This is a genomic window from Rhizobacter sp. (assembly GCF_032229685.1).
Classification (GTDB): Bacteria; Pseudomonadota; Gammaproteobacteria; order Burkholderiales; family Burkholderiaceae_C; genus LMDS01.
On record NZ_JAVTWP010000031.1, the window covers coordinates 343,737 to 357,626 of the forward strand.

General features: G+C 66.5%; 10 protein-coding genes. 4 read left to right on the top strand and 6 right to left on the bottom strand.

Annotation, left to right across the window (positions count from 1 at the left end; genetic code table 11):
• Positions 1–68: 68 nt before the first annotated feature.
• The 5 genes from AC30PD_RS13300 to aptA all read right to left on the bottom strand — a co-directional run bounded on the left by AC30PD_RS13300 (position 69) and on the right by aptA (position 6,560).
• The gene (locus AC30PD_RS13300; RefSeq protein WP_489536130.1) at positions 69–1,490 is read right to left on the bottom strand and encodes an aspartate aminotransferase family protein; all 1,422 of its coding nucleotides are present in this window, start codon (positions 1,488–1,490) and stop codon (positions 69–71) included.
• Positions 1,491–1,515: 25 nt separating this feature from the next.
• The gene (locus AC30PD_RS13305; RefSeq protein ID WP_489536131.1) at positions 1,516–2,883 is read right to left on the bottom strand and encodes a glutamine synthetase family protein; all 1,368 of its coding nucleotides are present in this window, start codon (positions 2,881–2,883) and stop codon (positions 1,516–1,518) included.
• Positions 2,884–2,980: 97 nt separating this feature from the next.
• Complete coding sequence (locus tag AC30PD_RS13310; protein WP_489536132.1) at positions 2,981–3,781, bottom strand: gamma-glutamyl-gamma-aminobutyrate hydrolase family protein; 801 nt, start codon at positions 3,779–3,781, stop codon at positions 2,981–2,983.
• A gap of 100 nt (positions 3,782–3,881) precedes the next feature.
• Positions 3,882–5,198 carry an NAD(P)/FAD-dependent oxidoreductase gene (locus AC30PD_RS13315; protein WP_489536133.1) on the bottom strand — a complete coding sequence of 439 codons (1,317 nt, stop codon included), beginning with the start codon at positions 5,196–5,198 and terminating at the stop codon, positions 3,882–3,884.
• A 66-nt stretch (positions 5,199–5,264) separates the two neighbouring features.
• On the bottom strand, positions 5,265–6,560 hold the full coding sequence (gene aptA, locus AC30PD_RS13320; protein WP_489536341.1) for an omega-aminotransferase AptA: 1,296 nt from the start codon (positions 6,558–6,560) through the stop codon (positions 5,265–5,267).
• Positions 6,561–6,789: 229 nt separating this feature from the next.
• On the opposite strand from aptA, the gene AC30PD_RS13325 reads away from it, so the two are divergent.
• The gene (locus AC30PD_RS13325; RefSeq protein ID WP_489536134.1) at positions 6,790–7,269 is read left to right on the top strand and encodes an Lrp/AsnC family transcriptional regulator; all 480 of its coding nucleotides are present in this window, start codon (positions 6,790–6,792) and stop codon (positions 7,267–7,269) included.
• A gap of 10 nt (positions 7,270–7,279) precedes the next feature.
• Here the strand turns inward: AC30PD_RS13325 and speB are convergent, their stop codons facing one another.
• Positions 7,280–8,203 (bottom strand): agmatinase, encoded by a 924-nt coding sequence (gene speB / locus AC30PD_RS13330; RefSeq protein ID WP_489536135.1) that lies wholly within the window; start codon positions 8,201–8,203, stop codon positions 7,280–7,282.
• 324 nt (positions 8,204–8,527) lie between these two features.
• On the opposite strand from speB, the gene aceA reads away from it, so the two are divergent.
• The 3 genes from aceA (at position 8,528) to mdoH (ending at position 13,862) form a co-directional block, all read left to right on the top strand.
• Entirely contained in the window at positions 8,528–9,826 is a 1,299-nt protein-coding gene (gene aceA / locus AC30PD_RS13335) for an isocitrate lyase (protein ID WP_489536136.1), read from the top strand.
• A gap of 386 nt (positions 9,827–10,212) precedes the next feature.
• On the top strand, positions 10,213–11,700 hold the full coding sequence (locus tag AC30PD_RS13340) for a glucan biosynthesis protein G (protein WP_489536342.1): 1,488 nt from the start codon (positions 10,213–10,215) through the stop codon (positions 11,698–11,700).
• The gene (gene mdoH, locus AC30PD_RS13345; RefSeq protein ID WP_489536137.1) at positions 11,697–13,862 is read left to right on the top strand and encodes a glucans biosynthesis glucosyltransferase MdoH; all 2,166 of its coding nucleotides are present in this window, start codon (positions 11,697–11,699) and stop codon (positions 13,860–13,862) included. Before AC30PD_RS13340 ends, mdoH begins: the two co-directional genes overlap by 4 nt.
• Positions 13,863–13,890: the final 28 nt, after the last annotated feature.

Genomic DNA, 13,890 nt, shown 5'->3' on the forward strand with positions numbered 1-13,890 from the left:
CGCGTCGGGCAGTCTAGCCAGCGTGGGCGCCTCGCCAGCTACAGGCAAACCCCGTGCCATCTTGAGTGTCAGGCCGCACGCAGCCAGCCTTGGCGCGTGGCGTCGGCCAGCGTGAGGTCGAGGCAGCGGCGGATCAGCGTCATCATCTCGTCGATCTGCGCGCGGGTGATCACAAGCGGCGGCGCCACGATCATGCGGTCGCCGACGGCGCGCATGATCAAGCCGTTGCCGAAGCAGTGGCCGCGGCAAACCATGCCGACTTCGAGCTCGCCCGGGAAGGTCTTGCCCAAGGCCTTGTCTTGCACCAACTGCACCGCGCCCATCAGGCCGCAGGTCTGCACCTCGCCCACGAGCGGGTGGTCGGCAAGCAGGGCGAACTGCTGCGCCAGGTAGGGGCCGACATCGTCGTGCACCCGCTCGACGATGCCTTCGCGCTGCAGCAGCTTGATGTTGGCCACCGCCACCGCGCAGGCCACCGGGTGGCCCGAGTAGGTGTAGCCGTGGTTGAACTCGCCGCCCTGGTCGATCATCACCTTGGCGATGCGTTCGCCGACCATCACGCCGCCGAGCGGCACGTAGCCCGAGGTCACGCCTTTGGCGAAGGTCATCAGGTCGGGCCTGAAGCCGAAACGCTCGCAGCCGAACCAGTGGCCGGTGCGGCCGAAACCGCAGATGACTTCGTCGGAGACGAGCAACACGCCGTACTTGTCGCAGATGCGCTGGATCTCGGGCCAGTAGGTCTCGGGCGGCACGATCACGCCGCCCGCACCCTGCACCGGCTCGCCGATGAAGGCCGCGACCTTGTCGGCGCCGACTTCGAGGATCTTTGCCTCGAGCCAGCTCGCGGCTTTCAGCCCGAATTCTTCGCGGCTCAGCCCTTGCCCAAGCTCGAACCAGAAAGGCTGTTCGATGTGCGTGATGCCGGGAATCGGCAGCCCGCCCTGCGCGTGCATGCCGCTCATGCCTCCGAGCGAAGCGCCGGCCATGGTCGAGCCGTGGTACGCGTTGTGCCGGCTGATGATGACCGTGCGCTCGGGCTGGCCCAGCACGTCCCAGTAGCGGCGCACCATGCGCACGACAGTGTCGTTGCCCTCCGAGCCCGAGCCCGAGAAGAACACGTGCTTGAACTGCGGCGGGGTGACCCGCGCCAACAGCTCGGCCAGCTCGATCGCCGGCGGCGTGGCGGTCTGGAAGAAGCTGTTGTAGAACGGCAGCTCGGTCATCTGCTGAGTCGCGGCACGGATCAGTTCCTGGCGGCCGTAACCCACGTTCACGCACCACAGGCCCGACATCGCGTCGAGGATCTTGTGGCCGTCGCTGTCCCAGAGGTAGATGTTGTCGGCCTTGGTGACGATGCGCGAGCCTTTGGCCGCGAGCGACTTGAAGTCGGTGAACGGGTGCAGGTAGTGAGCGGCGTCGGCGGCCTGCCATTCCTTGGTGCTGCGCCGCTGCGCCAGGGCGGGCGCCTGGATGACGATGTTGTTCGACATGGTGTGCTCCGTGTGTGTCGGCAGGTCAGACGTGCAGCAGCAGGTGCTCGCGCTCCCACGGCGAGATCACCTTCATGAACTCGTCGTGTTCGATCTCCTTCACTTCGGAATAGACGGTGATGAAGTCCTTGCCGAGCACGTCGTGCAGGTCTTTTTCGTCGGCGAGCCAGCCCAGCGCTTCGCTCAGCGAGCGTGGCAGCTGGTATTCCGACAGGTAGGCGTCGCCCTTGCATTCGGGCGCGGGTTCGATGCGGTTCTTCATGCCGAGGTAACCGCAGGCGAGCGTGGCGGCGAGTGCCACGTAGGGGTTGGCGTCGGCGCCGATCACGCGGTTCTCGATGCGACGCGCGGCGGCCGTGGCCACCGGCGAGCGGATGCCGACGGTGCGGTTGTCGCTGCCCCACTGGATGTTGATCGGCGCCGCCGTCGAGCGCGCCAGCCGCCGGTAGGAATTGACGTAGGGCGCGAACAGCGCCATCGCCGCCGGCGTGTACTTCTGCAGGCCGCCGATGTACCAGTAGAACTCCTTGCTCGGCGAGCCGTCTTCGTTGCTGAAGATGTTCTTGCCGGTGAGCTTGCTGACGATGCTCTGGTGCACGTGCATCGCGCTGCCCGGCTCGTTGGCCATCGGTTTGGCCATGAAGGTGGCATACATCTCGTGGCGCAGCGCCGCCTCGCGGATCGTGCGCTTGAAGAAGAACACCTCGTCGGCCAGACCGAGCGGGTGGTCGTGGAAGAAATTGATCTCCATCTGCCCGGCGCCGACCTCGTGGATCAGCGTGTCGACGTTCAATTCCATCTGCTCGCAGTAGGCGTAGATGTCTTCGAACAGCGGGTCGAACTCGTTCACCGCGTCGATCGAATAGGCCTGGCGCGAGGTTTCTGCCCGGCCGCTGCGGCCTTTGGGTGGGCGCAGCGGCGTGTTCGGGTCGGAGTTGCGCTCGATCAGGTAGAACTCGAGTTCGGGGGCGACGACCGGCTCCCAGCCTTCGGTGGCGTAGAGGTCGCAGATGCGGCGCAGCACCGAGCGCGGCGCGTACGGGATCATGTTGCCGTCGCGGTCGAAGCAGTCGTGGATCACCTGCGCCGTCGGGTCCACGGCCCAGGGCACGATGCGCACCGTGCTCGGGTCGGGCCGCAGGTGCATGTCGCGGTCGGTCGGGTGGATCACGTCGTAGTACGGGCCGTCTTCCGGGAAGTTGCCGGTCACGCCGATGCCGACGATGGCTTCGGGCAAGCGCATGCCACGGTCTTCGGTGAATTTTTCGCGCGGCAGGATCTTGCCGCGTGCCACGCCGGTCAGGTCGGGCACGAGGCATTCGATCTCGGTCACGCGGCGTTCGTTGAACCAGTTTTCTAGGTCGGCGAATGTGAAGTTGCTTTTGTCCACCATGGGGCACCTGGGAATGTGGGGCGGGTCGGGGTGTCGACGCGCCGGGATGAGTTCGGAATCGGGTTGTGGTGCGCGCAACGGGTTGCGCTCGGCGCCACTATCGATCCGGGTCCTGGTGCGGGACTCGGTGGCGGTCGCGGAACGCGGCACACGCCACGCCGAACGCGCGGAACAAGCGCATCGAGACCGGGTTGTTCGCCGCCTGCCATTCGGGATGCCATTGCACGCACAGGTTGAAGGCCGGTGCGGCATCGACAGAAAAAGCTTCGACCAGGCCGTCGGGCGCCACGGCCTCGACCCGCAGCCCCGCGGCCAGGCGGTTCACACCCTGGCCGTGCACGGAGTTGACCTCGACGCGGCTTTCCCCAAGCACGCGGGCCAGCGTGCCACCCGGCAACACCGCCACGTCGTGCGCCTGGGCGTACTGCTCTTCGGCCGTGCCGTCCTTGGCGCCACGGTGGTCGAACTGGCCCGCCACTTCCTGCACCGCCTGGTGCAGCGAGCCGCCGAGCGCGACGTTGGCTTCCTGGAAGCCACGGCAGATCGCGAACAGCGGAATGCCACGCTCAAGCGCGCGCGGAATCAGCGGCAGCGTCCAGTCGTCACGGTCGGTGTCGAGCGGCAGCGTCGTGTCGTGCACGTCTTCGCCGAAGTGGCTCGGGTGCACGTTCGAGGCCGAGCCGGTGAGGAACACGCCGTCGGCCAGATCGAGCAGCGCGTCGATCTCGCCCACCTCGGCCGAAGGCACCACCAACGGCTGGCAGCCCGCGAGCCGCACCGCGTCGATGTATTTCTTGCCGGCCACGTGGAACGGGTGCTGGCCCATCATGCGGTTGCAGGCGGGCACCAGCACCACCGGTTTGGCGGGCTTCGATGAGTGAGCGGAAGCAGTTTTCATGAGGCTTGCTGCGAGAGGCGGTGGGTGCGCATCCGCGATGGGCATTCTTGTACAAGGCACCGAGCAAAGAGTGTGCCGGCGATGAGGGGGTGAAGGCGCTTCACAGCATGTCCTTCAGTCGGTAGTAGGCCATGCCGGCCACCAGCGCCGGCGTGCGCAACAGAGCCCCGCCGGGGAAGTTGCGGTGGCGGATGCGCGCGAAAGTGTCGAAGCGCTCAGCATCGCCGGCGATCGCTTCGGCGACGAGGCGGCCCGCCAGGCCCGTCAGCGCGAGGCCGTGGCCAGAGAACCCCTGCAGGTAGTAGACGTTGGAGAACGCGCGCGCCGCGCCGGCATCGGGCAGGCGCCCGAAGTCGGGCGCGCGGTTCATCGAGATGTCGACGAAGCCGCCCCACGCGTATTCGACGGCGGTGTTCTTCAATTGCGGGAAGGTGCGTGCCATGCGCCGCTGCATGCTGGCCGCCAGATTGAGCGGTGTCGCGGTGCTGTAGCTGACCCGGCCGCCGTACAGCATTCGGTGGTCGGCGGTGGGCCTGAAGTAGTCGAGCACGAAGTTGGTGTCGCACACGGCCGACTGCGAGGGCACGAGTGAGTTCGCGAGTTCGGGGGCCAGCACTTCCGACGCCACGATGTAGGTGCCGACCGGCATGATGCGTTGTTCGAGCGCCGGGGCGATGCCCTGCAGGTACACGTTGCCGGCCAGCAGCACATGCGACGCACGCACCGAGCCGGTGGCGGTGCGCAGCAACACGGTGCTGCCGGGCTCGATGCCGATGACGGCCGATTCTTCGTGGATGCGCACGCCGAGGCTTGCCGCAGCGCGCGCCAGGCCCAGGCTGTACTTCAGCGGGTGCAGATGGCCGCCGAGCGGGTCGTGCACGCCGCTGTGAAAGCGCGGGCTGGCGATCCACTTCGGCAATTCGGCCGGTCCAATCCACTGCGTGGTGTAGTCGTATGCGCGCTGCATGTGCGCTTGCCAGGCCTGCAGTTCGCGCGCCTTGCGGGCGCCCACCGCCACGCTCAGGTAACCGCTGCGCCAGTCGCAGTCGATCTCGAAACGCTCGCGCCGTTCGCCGATCAGGCGCAGCGCTTCGAGCGTCATGTTCCAGACTTCGCGAGACGACTCAGCCCCAAGTTGCTGTTCGATCACCGACTGGTCGCAGGCCAGGCCGGCGATCACCTGGCCACCGTTGCGCCCCGAGGCGCCCCAACCGACCTGCCGCGCTTCGAGCACGACGACGCTGTAACCCCGGTCGGCCAATTCGATGGCGGCCGACAACCCGGCCAAACCACCGCCCACCACCGCCACGTCGCACTCTTCATTCGACTGCAATGACCCGAAGCCCCGATCACGCTGCACGGTGGCGGCGTAGTAGGAGTTTTTGGTCAGTTGCTGGTCGGCGCTGAGCAGGGACATGAACGGGTGTGCGCTAGGCAATCCTCTTGGAAGATGGGTTGGCGATGTGGGGCAAGAAATGCGGGTTCAGCCGGTCGTCTTCAGAACGTCGGCGATCGTGCTGACGATCTGGTCGATGTGCGAGCTTTCGACGATCAGCGGTGGCGACAGCGCGATGGTGTCGCCGGTGGTGCGGATCAGCACACCACGCGCCCAGCATTCGAGGAACACGTCGAACGCACGCTTGCCTGGCTGGCCGGCGATCGGCTCGAGTTCGATGCCACCGACCAGGCCGATGTTGCGCACGTCGATCACGTTGGGCAGGCCTTTGAGCGAATGCAGCGCGTTCTCGAACACCGGCGCCATCGTGGCGCCGCGAGTCAGCAGGCCTTCTTCGGCGTAGGTGTCGAGCGTGCCGATGGCGGCTGCGCAGGCGAGAGGGTGCGAAGAATAGGTGTAGCCGTGCAGGAACTCGATCAGGTGTTCCGGGCCCGTCATGAAGGCGTCGTGGATCTGCTGCTTCACGAACACCGCGCCCATCGGCACGCAGCCGTTGGTGATGCCCTTGGCGACCGTCATCATGTCGGGCGTGACGCCGAAATGCTGGGCCGCGAAAGGTGAGCCGAGGCGGCCGAACCCGGTGATGACTTCGTCGAAGATCAGCAGGATGCCGTGCTTGTCGCAGATTGAACGCAGGCGCTGCAGGTAGCCCTTTGGCGGCAGCAGCACGCCGGTGGAACCGGCGACCGGCTCGACGATCACGGCGGCGATGGTCGAAGCGTCGTGCAACGCGACGAGGCGCTCCAGGTCGTCGGCCAACTCGGCGCCGTGCTCGGGCACACCGCGCGAGAACGCGTTGCGCGCCAGGTCGTGGGTGTGGCGGATGTGGTCGACGCCGGGCAGCATGGGCCCGAAGCTCTTGCGGTTGCCGACGATGCCGCCGACCGAGATGCCACCGAAGTTCACGCCGTGGTAACCCCGCTCGCGGCCGATGAGGCGGGTGCGGGTGCCCTCACCGCGGGCGCGGTGGTAGCCGATCGCCATCTTCAGCGCGGTCTCGACCGACTCTGAACCCGAGTTGGTGAAGAACACCTTGTTCAGGCCCGCCGGCGTGAGCTCGACCAGCCGCTCGGCGAGTTCGAAGGCCTTCGGGTGGCCCATGTTGAAGGGCGGCGCGAAGTCCATCTCTGCCGCTTGGTCGGCGATCGCCTGCACGATCTTCGGCCGCGCGTGGCCGGCGTTCACGCACCACAGGCCGGCAATACCGTCGAGGATCTGGCGGCCTTCCGGCGTCCAGAAATGCATGCCCTTGGCTTTCGACAGCAGGCGCGGCGCCTTCTTGAACTGCCGGTTGGCAGTGAAGGGCATCCAGAACGCGTCCATCTTCGGCTGCGGCGCTGAAGAAGCGGCAGCGGCTTGGGGTGCTTGGGTCGCGGGGTCGTCTTTGTGCATGTCGGGTTCCTTGGGGCAGTGATTTGCCCGAGGTGTGAGTGTGCGAGCAGGCGCGTTCGGAGTCTAGAGAAAGCGCCGCGCAATGTGCTCTCTCAATGGCGAAGGGTTCGCCCTGTTCCTTGCAATATCATGCGGTGAATTGCTTGATTGGCAGAATCTGATGCGAAACATGGCGGCTTCAACGAATCTGGATTCGACGGACCGGTTGATTCTGACCGAACTCCAGCGCGAGGGCAGGCTGTCGAACCAGGATCTCGCGCAACGGGTTCATCTGTCGCCGTCGGCTTGCCTGCGGCGCGTCAAGGCGCTCGAAGACAGCGGCGTGATCGCCCAGTACGTGGCGCTCGTGAACCCCCGCGCCGTCGGCAAGCACGGCATCAGCTTCACGATCGTCAACCTCGAGAGCATGAACACGCCGCAGCTCGAAGCCTTCGAACAAGCGGTGCGCGACCAGCCCGAGGTGCTCGACTGCTTCTACGTGGCCGGCTCGAACGACTACCTGATCCGCTTCGCGTACCACGACGCTGAGGACCTGGAACGCTTTCACTCCGAGGTGCTGATGCGTTTGCCCAACGTGGCGCGGTGCAATTCCTTGCTGGTCTTGCGCACGGTGAAGAAGACGACCGCGCTGCCGGTGTGAACGCGGGCGGTCAAGGCCGTGTGGCGAGCTGGCCGCACAGGTAGGTCCAGACAAAGTTCGCTGCGGCCTGGCTCGTCAGCTCGGCGTGGTCGTAGGGCGGCGAGACCTCCACGCAGTCCATGCCCACGAACGGCAGATCGGCCAGCTCTTCGAGCAGGCTCAGCACTTGGTTGCTGCTCAGGCCGCCCGGCTCGGGCGTGCCGGTGCCGGGCGCGAAAGCCGGGTCGAGGCAGTCGATGTCCAGACTCAGATAGACGGGCGGGTTGCCGTGTTCTGCCAGGCGCGATCGGATCGCGCCGAGCACGCTGGCCAATTGCGCAGGGCTTTCCAGCCCGCGCAATGCGCGCGCCGTGAAGATCTGCCCGCCCTGATCGGCGACGTACTCGCGCGCCTCGCGTTCGCCCGACGAACGAATGCCGATCTGCGTGAAACACCGCTTGAGCACGAGCCCTTCCTGAATCGCTTCATAGACCCAGGTGCCGTGGCCGCTCGGTTCGCCGAAATGGTCTTGCCACGTGTCGCAGTGCGCGTCGAAATGAATGACGGCCAAGGGCTGCCCCAGCACGGCGCGGTAAACACGCAGCAGCGCGAGCGTGATCGAGTGGTCGCCGCCGAGCCAGCACATGTGGTGGCCGCGCACCAGCTCTTCGGCCTGCGGCATCAGCGCGGCGCGCATGCCTTCGATGCTGGTGTTGGGCAGGGCCAGGTCGCCGGCATCACCCAGCAGGCCGTGCGGCGACACGTCGAACAACGGGTGGATGGCGTCGCACAGCATGTGGCTCGCTTCGCGGATCGCGCGCGGGCCGAAGCGCGCGCCGGGGCGGTTGGTGACGGCGCCGTCCCAGGCCACGCCGGCAATGCCGAAGCGTGCCGTGGGTGCGAGCGCCGGGCTTTTCAGGAAGCTGTTGTTGGACAGGAAGGCAAAGCTCGTCATCGCGGGCGGTTCGTGCAAACAGGTTGGGGCTGATCATAGGAGCAGCGTCTTGGCAGGGCTTCGTGGCGCGATCTGTTGCGTGGCTGAATTTCACCGGCTCACCCGTCAATGTCACATCGTGAAAACGCAATTGCTGCGCCGCCGCATTTCATTCCGCCATCGCAAAAGTCGTTCTGTATCGTGAGATGAAATCCGTAAGTCTTTGATTTTATTGGACCATAAACTTAGTCTTATATAAGACACAAGTCTTCTCAAAGACGCCGATGACCGCTAAGCTGATGCCATCGTTTTCGGTTTTCTGTTCATCAACCCACGGAGCTCTGCATGACCCAACAAACCCGCGACCAGCAAATTGCCGCCCTCGAAAAAGACTGGGCCACGAACCCGCGCTGGAAGGGCGTTCAGCGCAACTACACCGCCGCCGACGTGGTGCGGCTGCGCGGTTCGCTGGTGGTCGAGCACACGCTCGCGCGCCGCGGTTCGGAAAAGCTCTGGAACCTCGTCAACACCGAGCCCTTCGTCAACACGCTGGGCGCGCTCACCGGCAACCAGGCAATGCAGCAGGTCAAGGCCGGCCTGAAGGCCATCTACCTGTCGGGCTGGCAAGTGGCCGGTGACGCCAACTCGGCCGGCGAGATGTACCCCGACCAGTCGCTGTACCCCGTGAACTCGGTGCCGGTCGTCGTCAAGCGCATCAACAACACCTTCACGCGCGCCGACCAGATCCAGTGGTCGGAAGGCAAGAACGACGTCGACTTCTTTGCGCCGATCGTGGCCGATGCCGAAGCCGGTTTCGGCGGCGTGCTCAACGCCTTCGAGCTGATGAAGTCGATGATCGAAGCCGGCGCCGCGGGCGTGCACTTCGAGGACCAGCTCGCCTCGGTGAAGAAATGCGGCCACATGGGTGGCAAGGTACTGGTGCCCACGCGTGAAGCCGTGGCCAAGCTGACCGCCGCGCGCCTGGCCGCCGACGTGATGGGCGTGCCCACGCTCGTGATCGCGCGCACCGACGCCGAAGCCGCCGACCTCGTCACCAGCGATGTGGACGACATCGACAAGCCTTTCCTGACCGGAGAGCGCACGGTCGAAGGCTTCTACCGCTGCAAGCCGGGCCTCGAGCAAGCCGTGGCGCGCGGCCTGGCTTATTCCGAAGTGGCCGACATGGTGTGGTGCGAAACCGGCAAGCCCGATCTGGCCTACGCCAAGAAGTTCGCCGACGCCATCCACGCCAAGTTCCCGGGCAAGCTGCTCGCCTACAACTGCTCGCCGTCGTTCAACTGGAAGAAGAACCTCGACGACGCCACCATCGCCAAGTTCCAGCGCGAGCTGGGTGCCATGGGCTACAAGTTCCAGTTCATCACGCTGGCCGGCTTCCACAGCCTGAACTACTCGATGTTCAACCTGGCGCACGGCTACGCCCGCAACAACATGACCGCGTTCGTCGAGTTGCAGGAAGCCGAATTCGCCGCCGCCGACCGCGGTTTCACCGCGGTGAAGCACCAGCGCGAAGTGGGCACGGGTTACTTCGACGCCGTGACCACCACGATCGAGCGCGACGCTTCCACGGCTGCGCTCAAGGGCTCGACCGAAGACGAACAGTTCTTCGACGCCAAGCACGGTTGAATCCAGCGCGACCGCGTGTCGGACAGCGCCGCATCGTGATGCCGGAGGCCCGGGCCTTCGGCTGAAGATCCGGCGCCAACCGCCCCCGGCGCGAAGCGCAGCCCGACCCGGGCTGCGGTGGGCCTGACGCCCGGTAGCCACGAGCTGCCGGGCGTTTTTTCATGGGCTTTCGGCAAGACCCGATGCGGTATCGGCGCCAGCATGTAAGCAAGTGCGCATTGCATCACGGTAAGAGTAAAAACCCTTAGAGTTCGGGCCTTCCAACAACGACCCGGGTCAGCGGCATGCCATTTGCTGCGTTGTGGTCGCACCGAACGACAGGGGAATGGGTTCTGGACCACGTCTGCAAACTGCCGCAAAAACTTGTGCTGCGCATCGCCGCGCTGATGGCCTTCGTGTTGCCGCTGGCGGCCCAGGCTTTCGATCTCGACGACGTGGCCAACCGCGCCAGGGAACTGGCCGCGGTGGCCTACAAACCCCCGGTGTCGAACCTGCCGCAAGAACTGCGCGAACTCGACTACGACGGCTACCGTGACATCCGCTTCAAGCCCGAGCGCTCGCTCTGGCGTGCCGAAAAGCTGCCGTTCGAACTGATGTTCTTTCACGCCGGGCGCACGTTCGCCGACCCGGTGCGCATCAACACCATCGAGCCCGACGGCGTGAAACGGCTCGCCTTCGATTCCGCGCTGTTCGACTACGGCCGCAACAAGCTCGACCCGCAGAAGCTGCGCAACGCCGGCTTTGCCGGCTTTCGTGTGCACTACCCGGTCAACAAGCCCGGCTACAAGGACGAGGTGCTGGTGTTCCTCGGCGCGAGTTACTTTCGCGCGGTGGGCAAGGGCCAGCATTACGGGCTGTCGGCACGCGGCCTGGCGGTCGACACGGCGGCGGCGCAAGGCGAGGAGTTTCCTCGTTTCAGCGAGTTCTGGATCGAGCGGCCGCAACCTGGCGCCACGGCGCTGACGATCCTGGCGCTGCTCGACTCGCCGCGTCTGGCGGGTGCCTACCGCTTTGTGCTGACGCCGGGCGCCGACACGGTGATGCAGGTCACAGCGCGTGTCTACCCGCGCGAAAGCGTCGCCCGGTTCGGCATCGCGCCGCTGAACAGCATGTACGCCTTCGGCGAGAACCAGCCGGGCACCGACGACTACCGGCCCGAGGTGCACGACTCCGACGGCCTGTCGGTCGCCACCGGCGATGGCGAGTGGATCTGGCGCCCGCTGCTGAACCCGAAGCGCCTGCTGGTCACGTCGTTCTCTGCCGTGAACCCCAAAGGCTTCGGCCTGATGCAGCGTGACCGCGCGGCCACCAGCTACGAAGACCCCGAGGCCTTGTACGAGCGCCGGCCCAGCGCCTGGGTCGAGCCGGTCGGCAACTGGGGCGCCGGGCGCGTCGAACTGGTGCAGATACCGACGCCCGACGAGACCAACGACAACATCGTCGCCTACTGGGTGCCCGACGTGGCGCCGGCGGCGAAGCAGCCTTTCAACTTCGCCTACAAGCTGCACTGGTCGACGCTCGGCACCACGCCGCCGAGCAAGGGTTACGTGGTGCAGACCCGGCGCGGCCGCGGCTACGTGAAGCAGCCCGACGGCGACATCAATTTCGTCGTCGATTTCGACGGCCCCGCCATGCGTTTGCTCAAGCCCGACGCCAAGCTCGAAGCCGCGGTCGAGGTCGGCGGCAACGCGCAACTGAGAGAGCAGAACCTCTTCCGCAACCAGGTGAGCGGCGCCTGGCGCATGACGGTGCGCATCAAGCGTGCCGACGCTACCAAACCGGTCGAGCTGCGCGCGCAGATCAAGCAGGCCGGGCAGGGCGGCCTCACCGAAATATGGAGCTACATCGTTCCGCCGGAGGCCGACAAGCCATGAACGCCAGAACCACCGTGACGGCAGCGCAGCCTCCGATCCAGCGCGCCTCGATGGTGCCCGTGCCCTGGGCCGGCCATCCGTTCCTGCGTTCGCTGCGGCGCTTGTTCGGCTATCGCCAGCCGCAGCCCTGGCGCGCGACCATGGACGCGCGCCCGCTGATGCTGCGCCGCGTGCTGCTCGCGGTGCTGGTGGCGCTGGGTGCGATCGTCGGCACTGACGCGATGGCCGACGTGCTGCCCAAGCAAGGCGGCACCTGGACCGAGCAGGCGCTGCTGGTGCTGTTCGGCATCCTGTTCGCGTGGATCTCGGCCGGTTTCTGGACCGCCGTGATGGGCGCCTGGGTGCTGCTGCGCGGCCGCGACCGCCAATCGGTGACACGCGCGCTCGGCCAGGCCGGCCCGATCCCGCCCGAGGCGCGCACCGCTGTCGTCATGCCGATCTGCAACGAAGACGTGGCGACCGTGTTCGCCGGCCTGCGCGCCACCTACGAATCGCTGCAACGCACCGACTCGAAAGAGCGCTTCGACTTCTTCGTGCTCAGCGACACCAACGACCCCGACATCCGCGCTGCCGAGCAGGCCGCTTGGGGCCAGCTCGTGCAGGCGCTGGAAGCCGACGCCGGCCACGCCGCCGTGCGGGTGCACTACCGCTGGCGCCAGCACCGCAGCAAGCGCAAGGCTGGCAACGTGGCCGATTTCTGCCGCCGCTTCGGCCGGCGTTACCGCTACATGGTGGTGCTCGATGCCGACAGCGTGATGACTGGCGACTGCCTAGCATCGCTTGTGAAGCTCATGGAGCTGAAACCCGACGCCGGCATCATCCAGACCGCGCCGCGCGCCTGTGGCCACACCACCTTGCACTCGCGCATCCAGCAGTTCGGCTCGCGTGTCTACGGCCCGCTGTTCACGACCGGCATGCACTACTGGCAGCTCGGCGAATCGCACTACTGGGGCCACAACGCGATCCTGCGCGTCGCGCCGTTCATGGCGCACTGCGCGCTGGCGCCGCTGCCGGGGCAGACCTCGCTGTCGGGCGACGTGATGTCGCACGACTTCGTCGAAGCCGCGCTGATGCGGCGCGCCGGCTGGAAGGTCTGGATCGCGCACGACCTCGAAGGCAGCTACGAACAGCTTCCGCCGAACCTGCTGGCCGAGTTGCAGCGCGACCGCCGCTGGTGCCACGGCAATTTGCAGAACTCGCGGCTGATGTTCGAACCCGGCCTGCACCCGGTGCACCGCACGGTGTTTCTGACCGGCGTGCTGGCCTACGTGTCGGCGCCGCTCTGGCTCGCGTTCCTGCTGCTGTCGTCGGTCTTGTTCGCGAGCCACTCGCGTGAGATCCCGCAGTATTTCTTCGAGCCCTACCAGCTGTTCCCGATCTGGCCCAGCGCCAACCTGAAGCTGATGCTGACGCTGTTCGGCCTGACCGCCGTGCTGCTGCTGGCGCCCAAGGTGATGTCGCTCGCGGTGATCGTGCTGCGTGGCCAGGCCCGCCACTACGGTGGGGTGGCGCGGCTGCTGCTGGGCGCCTTGTTCGAGTTCGCGCACTCGCTGCTGTTGGCCCCTGTGCGCATGCTCTTCCACACCCAGTTCGTGTTCGCCGCATTGACCGGCTGGAAGCTCGACTGGAAGTCGCCGCCGCGTGACGACGCCGCCACCGGCTGGGGCGAAGCGCTGCACCGCCACGGGCTGCACACGGCGCTGTCACTGGCCTGGGTTGGCGCCATCCTGGTCGGCAGCGCGGCGTTTCCGTGGTGGCTGTCGCCCGTCATCGTGGGCCTGCTCGCAGCGATCCCGCTCTCGGCCTGGGGCAGCCATTCCGCGCCGGGTCGGTGGCTGCGAGCGCGCGGTATCTTCCTGATTCCCGAAGAGATCGACCAGCCTTTCGTGCTCGCCGAAGCCGAGCGCCATGCGCAGGCCTTTGCACCCGCGCCGCAGGCCGCCGATGTGCTGGCCGACGCCGAAGTGCACGAACAGGTGCTGCGCGCGATCCCGCCGCGGCCGCAGCCCGCAGGCCTGAAGGCACAAGCCCGCGCGCAGCTGGTCGCACGGGCGGCGAGCGACGGGCTCGAATCGCTCAACCGCGCGCAGCGCCAGCGCCTGCTCGGCGACGCTCACGCGCTGCGCGCCGTGCGCTCACAGGTGCTGCTGCAGGGTACTTAGCGTTTTGACCGCCGTCAGCGGTTTCAGG

Bases quoted from the DNA above. Each gene is read 5' to 3' on its own strand.
- speB (WP_489536135.1), bottom strand. From the start codon at position 8,203: ATGACGAGCTTTGCCTTCCTGTCCAACAACAGCTTCCTGAAAAGCCCG.
- AC30PD_RS13315 (WP_489536133.1), bottom strand. From the start codon at position 5,198: ATGTCCCTGCTCAGCGCCGACCAGCAACTGACCAAAAACTCCTACTAC.
- mdoH (WP_489536137.1), top strand. From the start codon at position 11,697: ATGAACGCCAGAACCACCGTGACGGCAGCGCAGCCTCCGATCCAGCGC.
- aceA (WP_489536136.1), top strand. From the start codon at position 8,528: ATGACCCAACAAACCCGCGACCAGCAAATTGCCGCCCTCGAAAAAGAC.
- AC30PD_RS13340 (WP_489536342.1), top strand. From the start codon at position 10,213: ATGGCCTTCGTGTTGCCGCTGGCGGCCCAGGCTTTCGATCTCGACGAC.
- AC30PD_RS13300 (WP_489536130.1), bottom strand. From the start codon at position 1,490: ATGTCGAACAACATCGTCATCCAGGCGCCCGCCCTGGCGCAGCGGCGC.
- AC30PD_RS13305 (WP_489536131.1), bottom strand. From the start codon at position 2,883: ATGGTGGACAAAAGCAACTTCACATTCGCCGACCTAGAAAACTGGTTC.
- aptA (WP_489536341.1), bottom strand. From the start codon at position 6,560: ATGGACGCGTTCTGGATGCCCTTCACTGCCAACCGGCAGTTCAAGAAG.
- AC30PD_RS13325 (WP_489536134.1), top strand. From the start codon at position 6,790: ATGCGAAACATGGCGGCTTCAACGAATCTGGATTCGACGGACCGGTTG.
- AC30PD_RS13310 (WP_489536132.1), bottom strand. From the start codon at position 3,781: ATGAAAACTGCTTCCGCTCACTCATCGAAGCCCGCCAAACCGGTGGTG.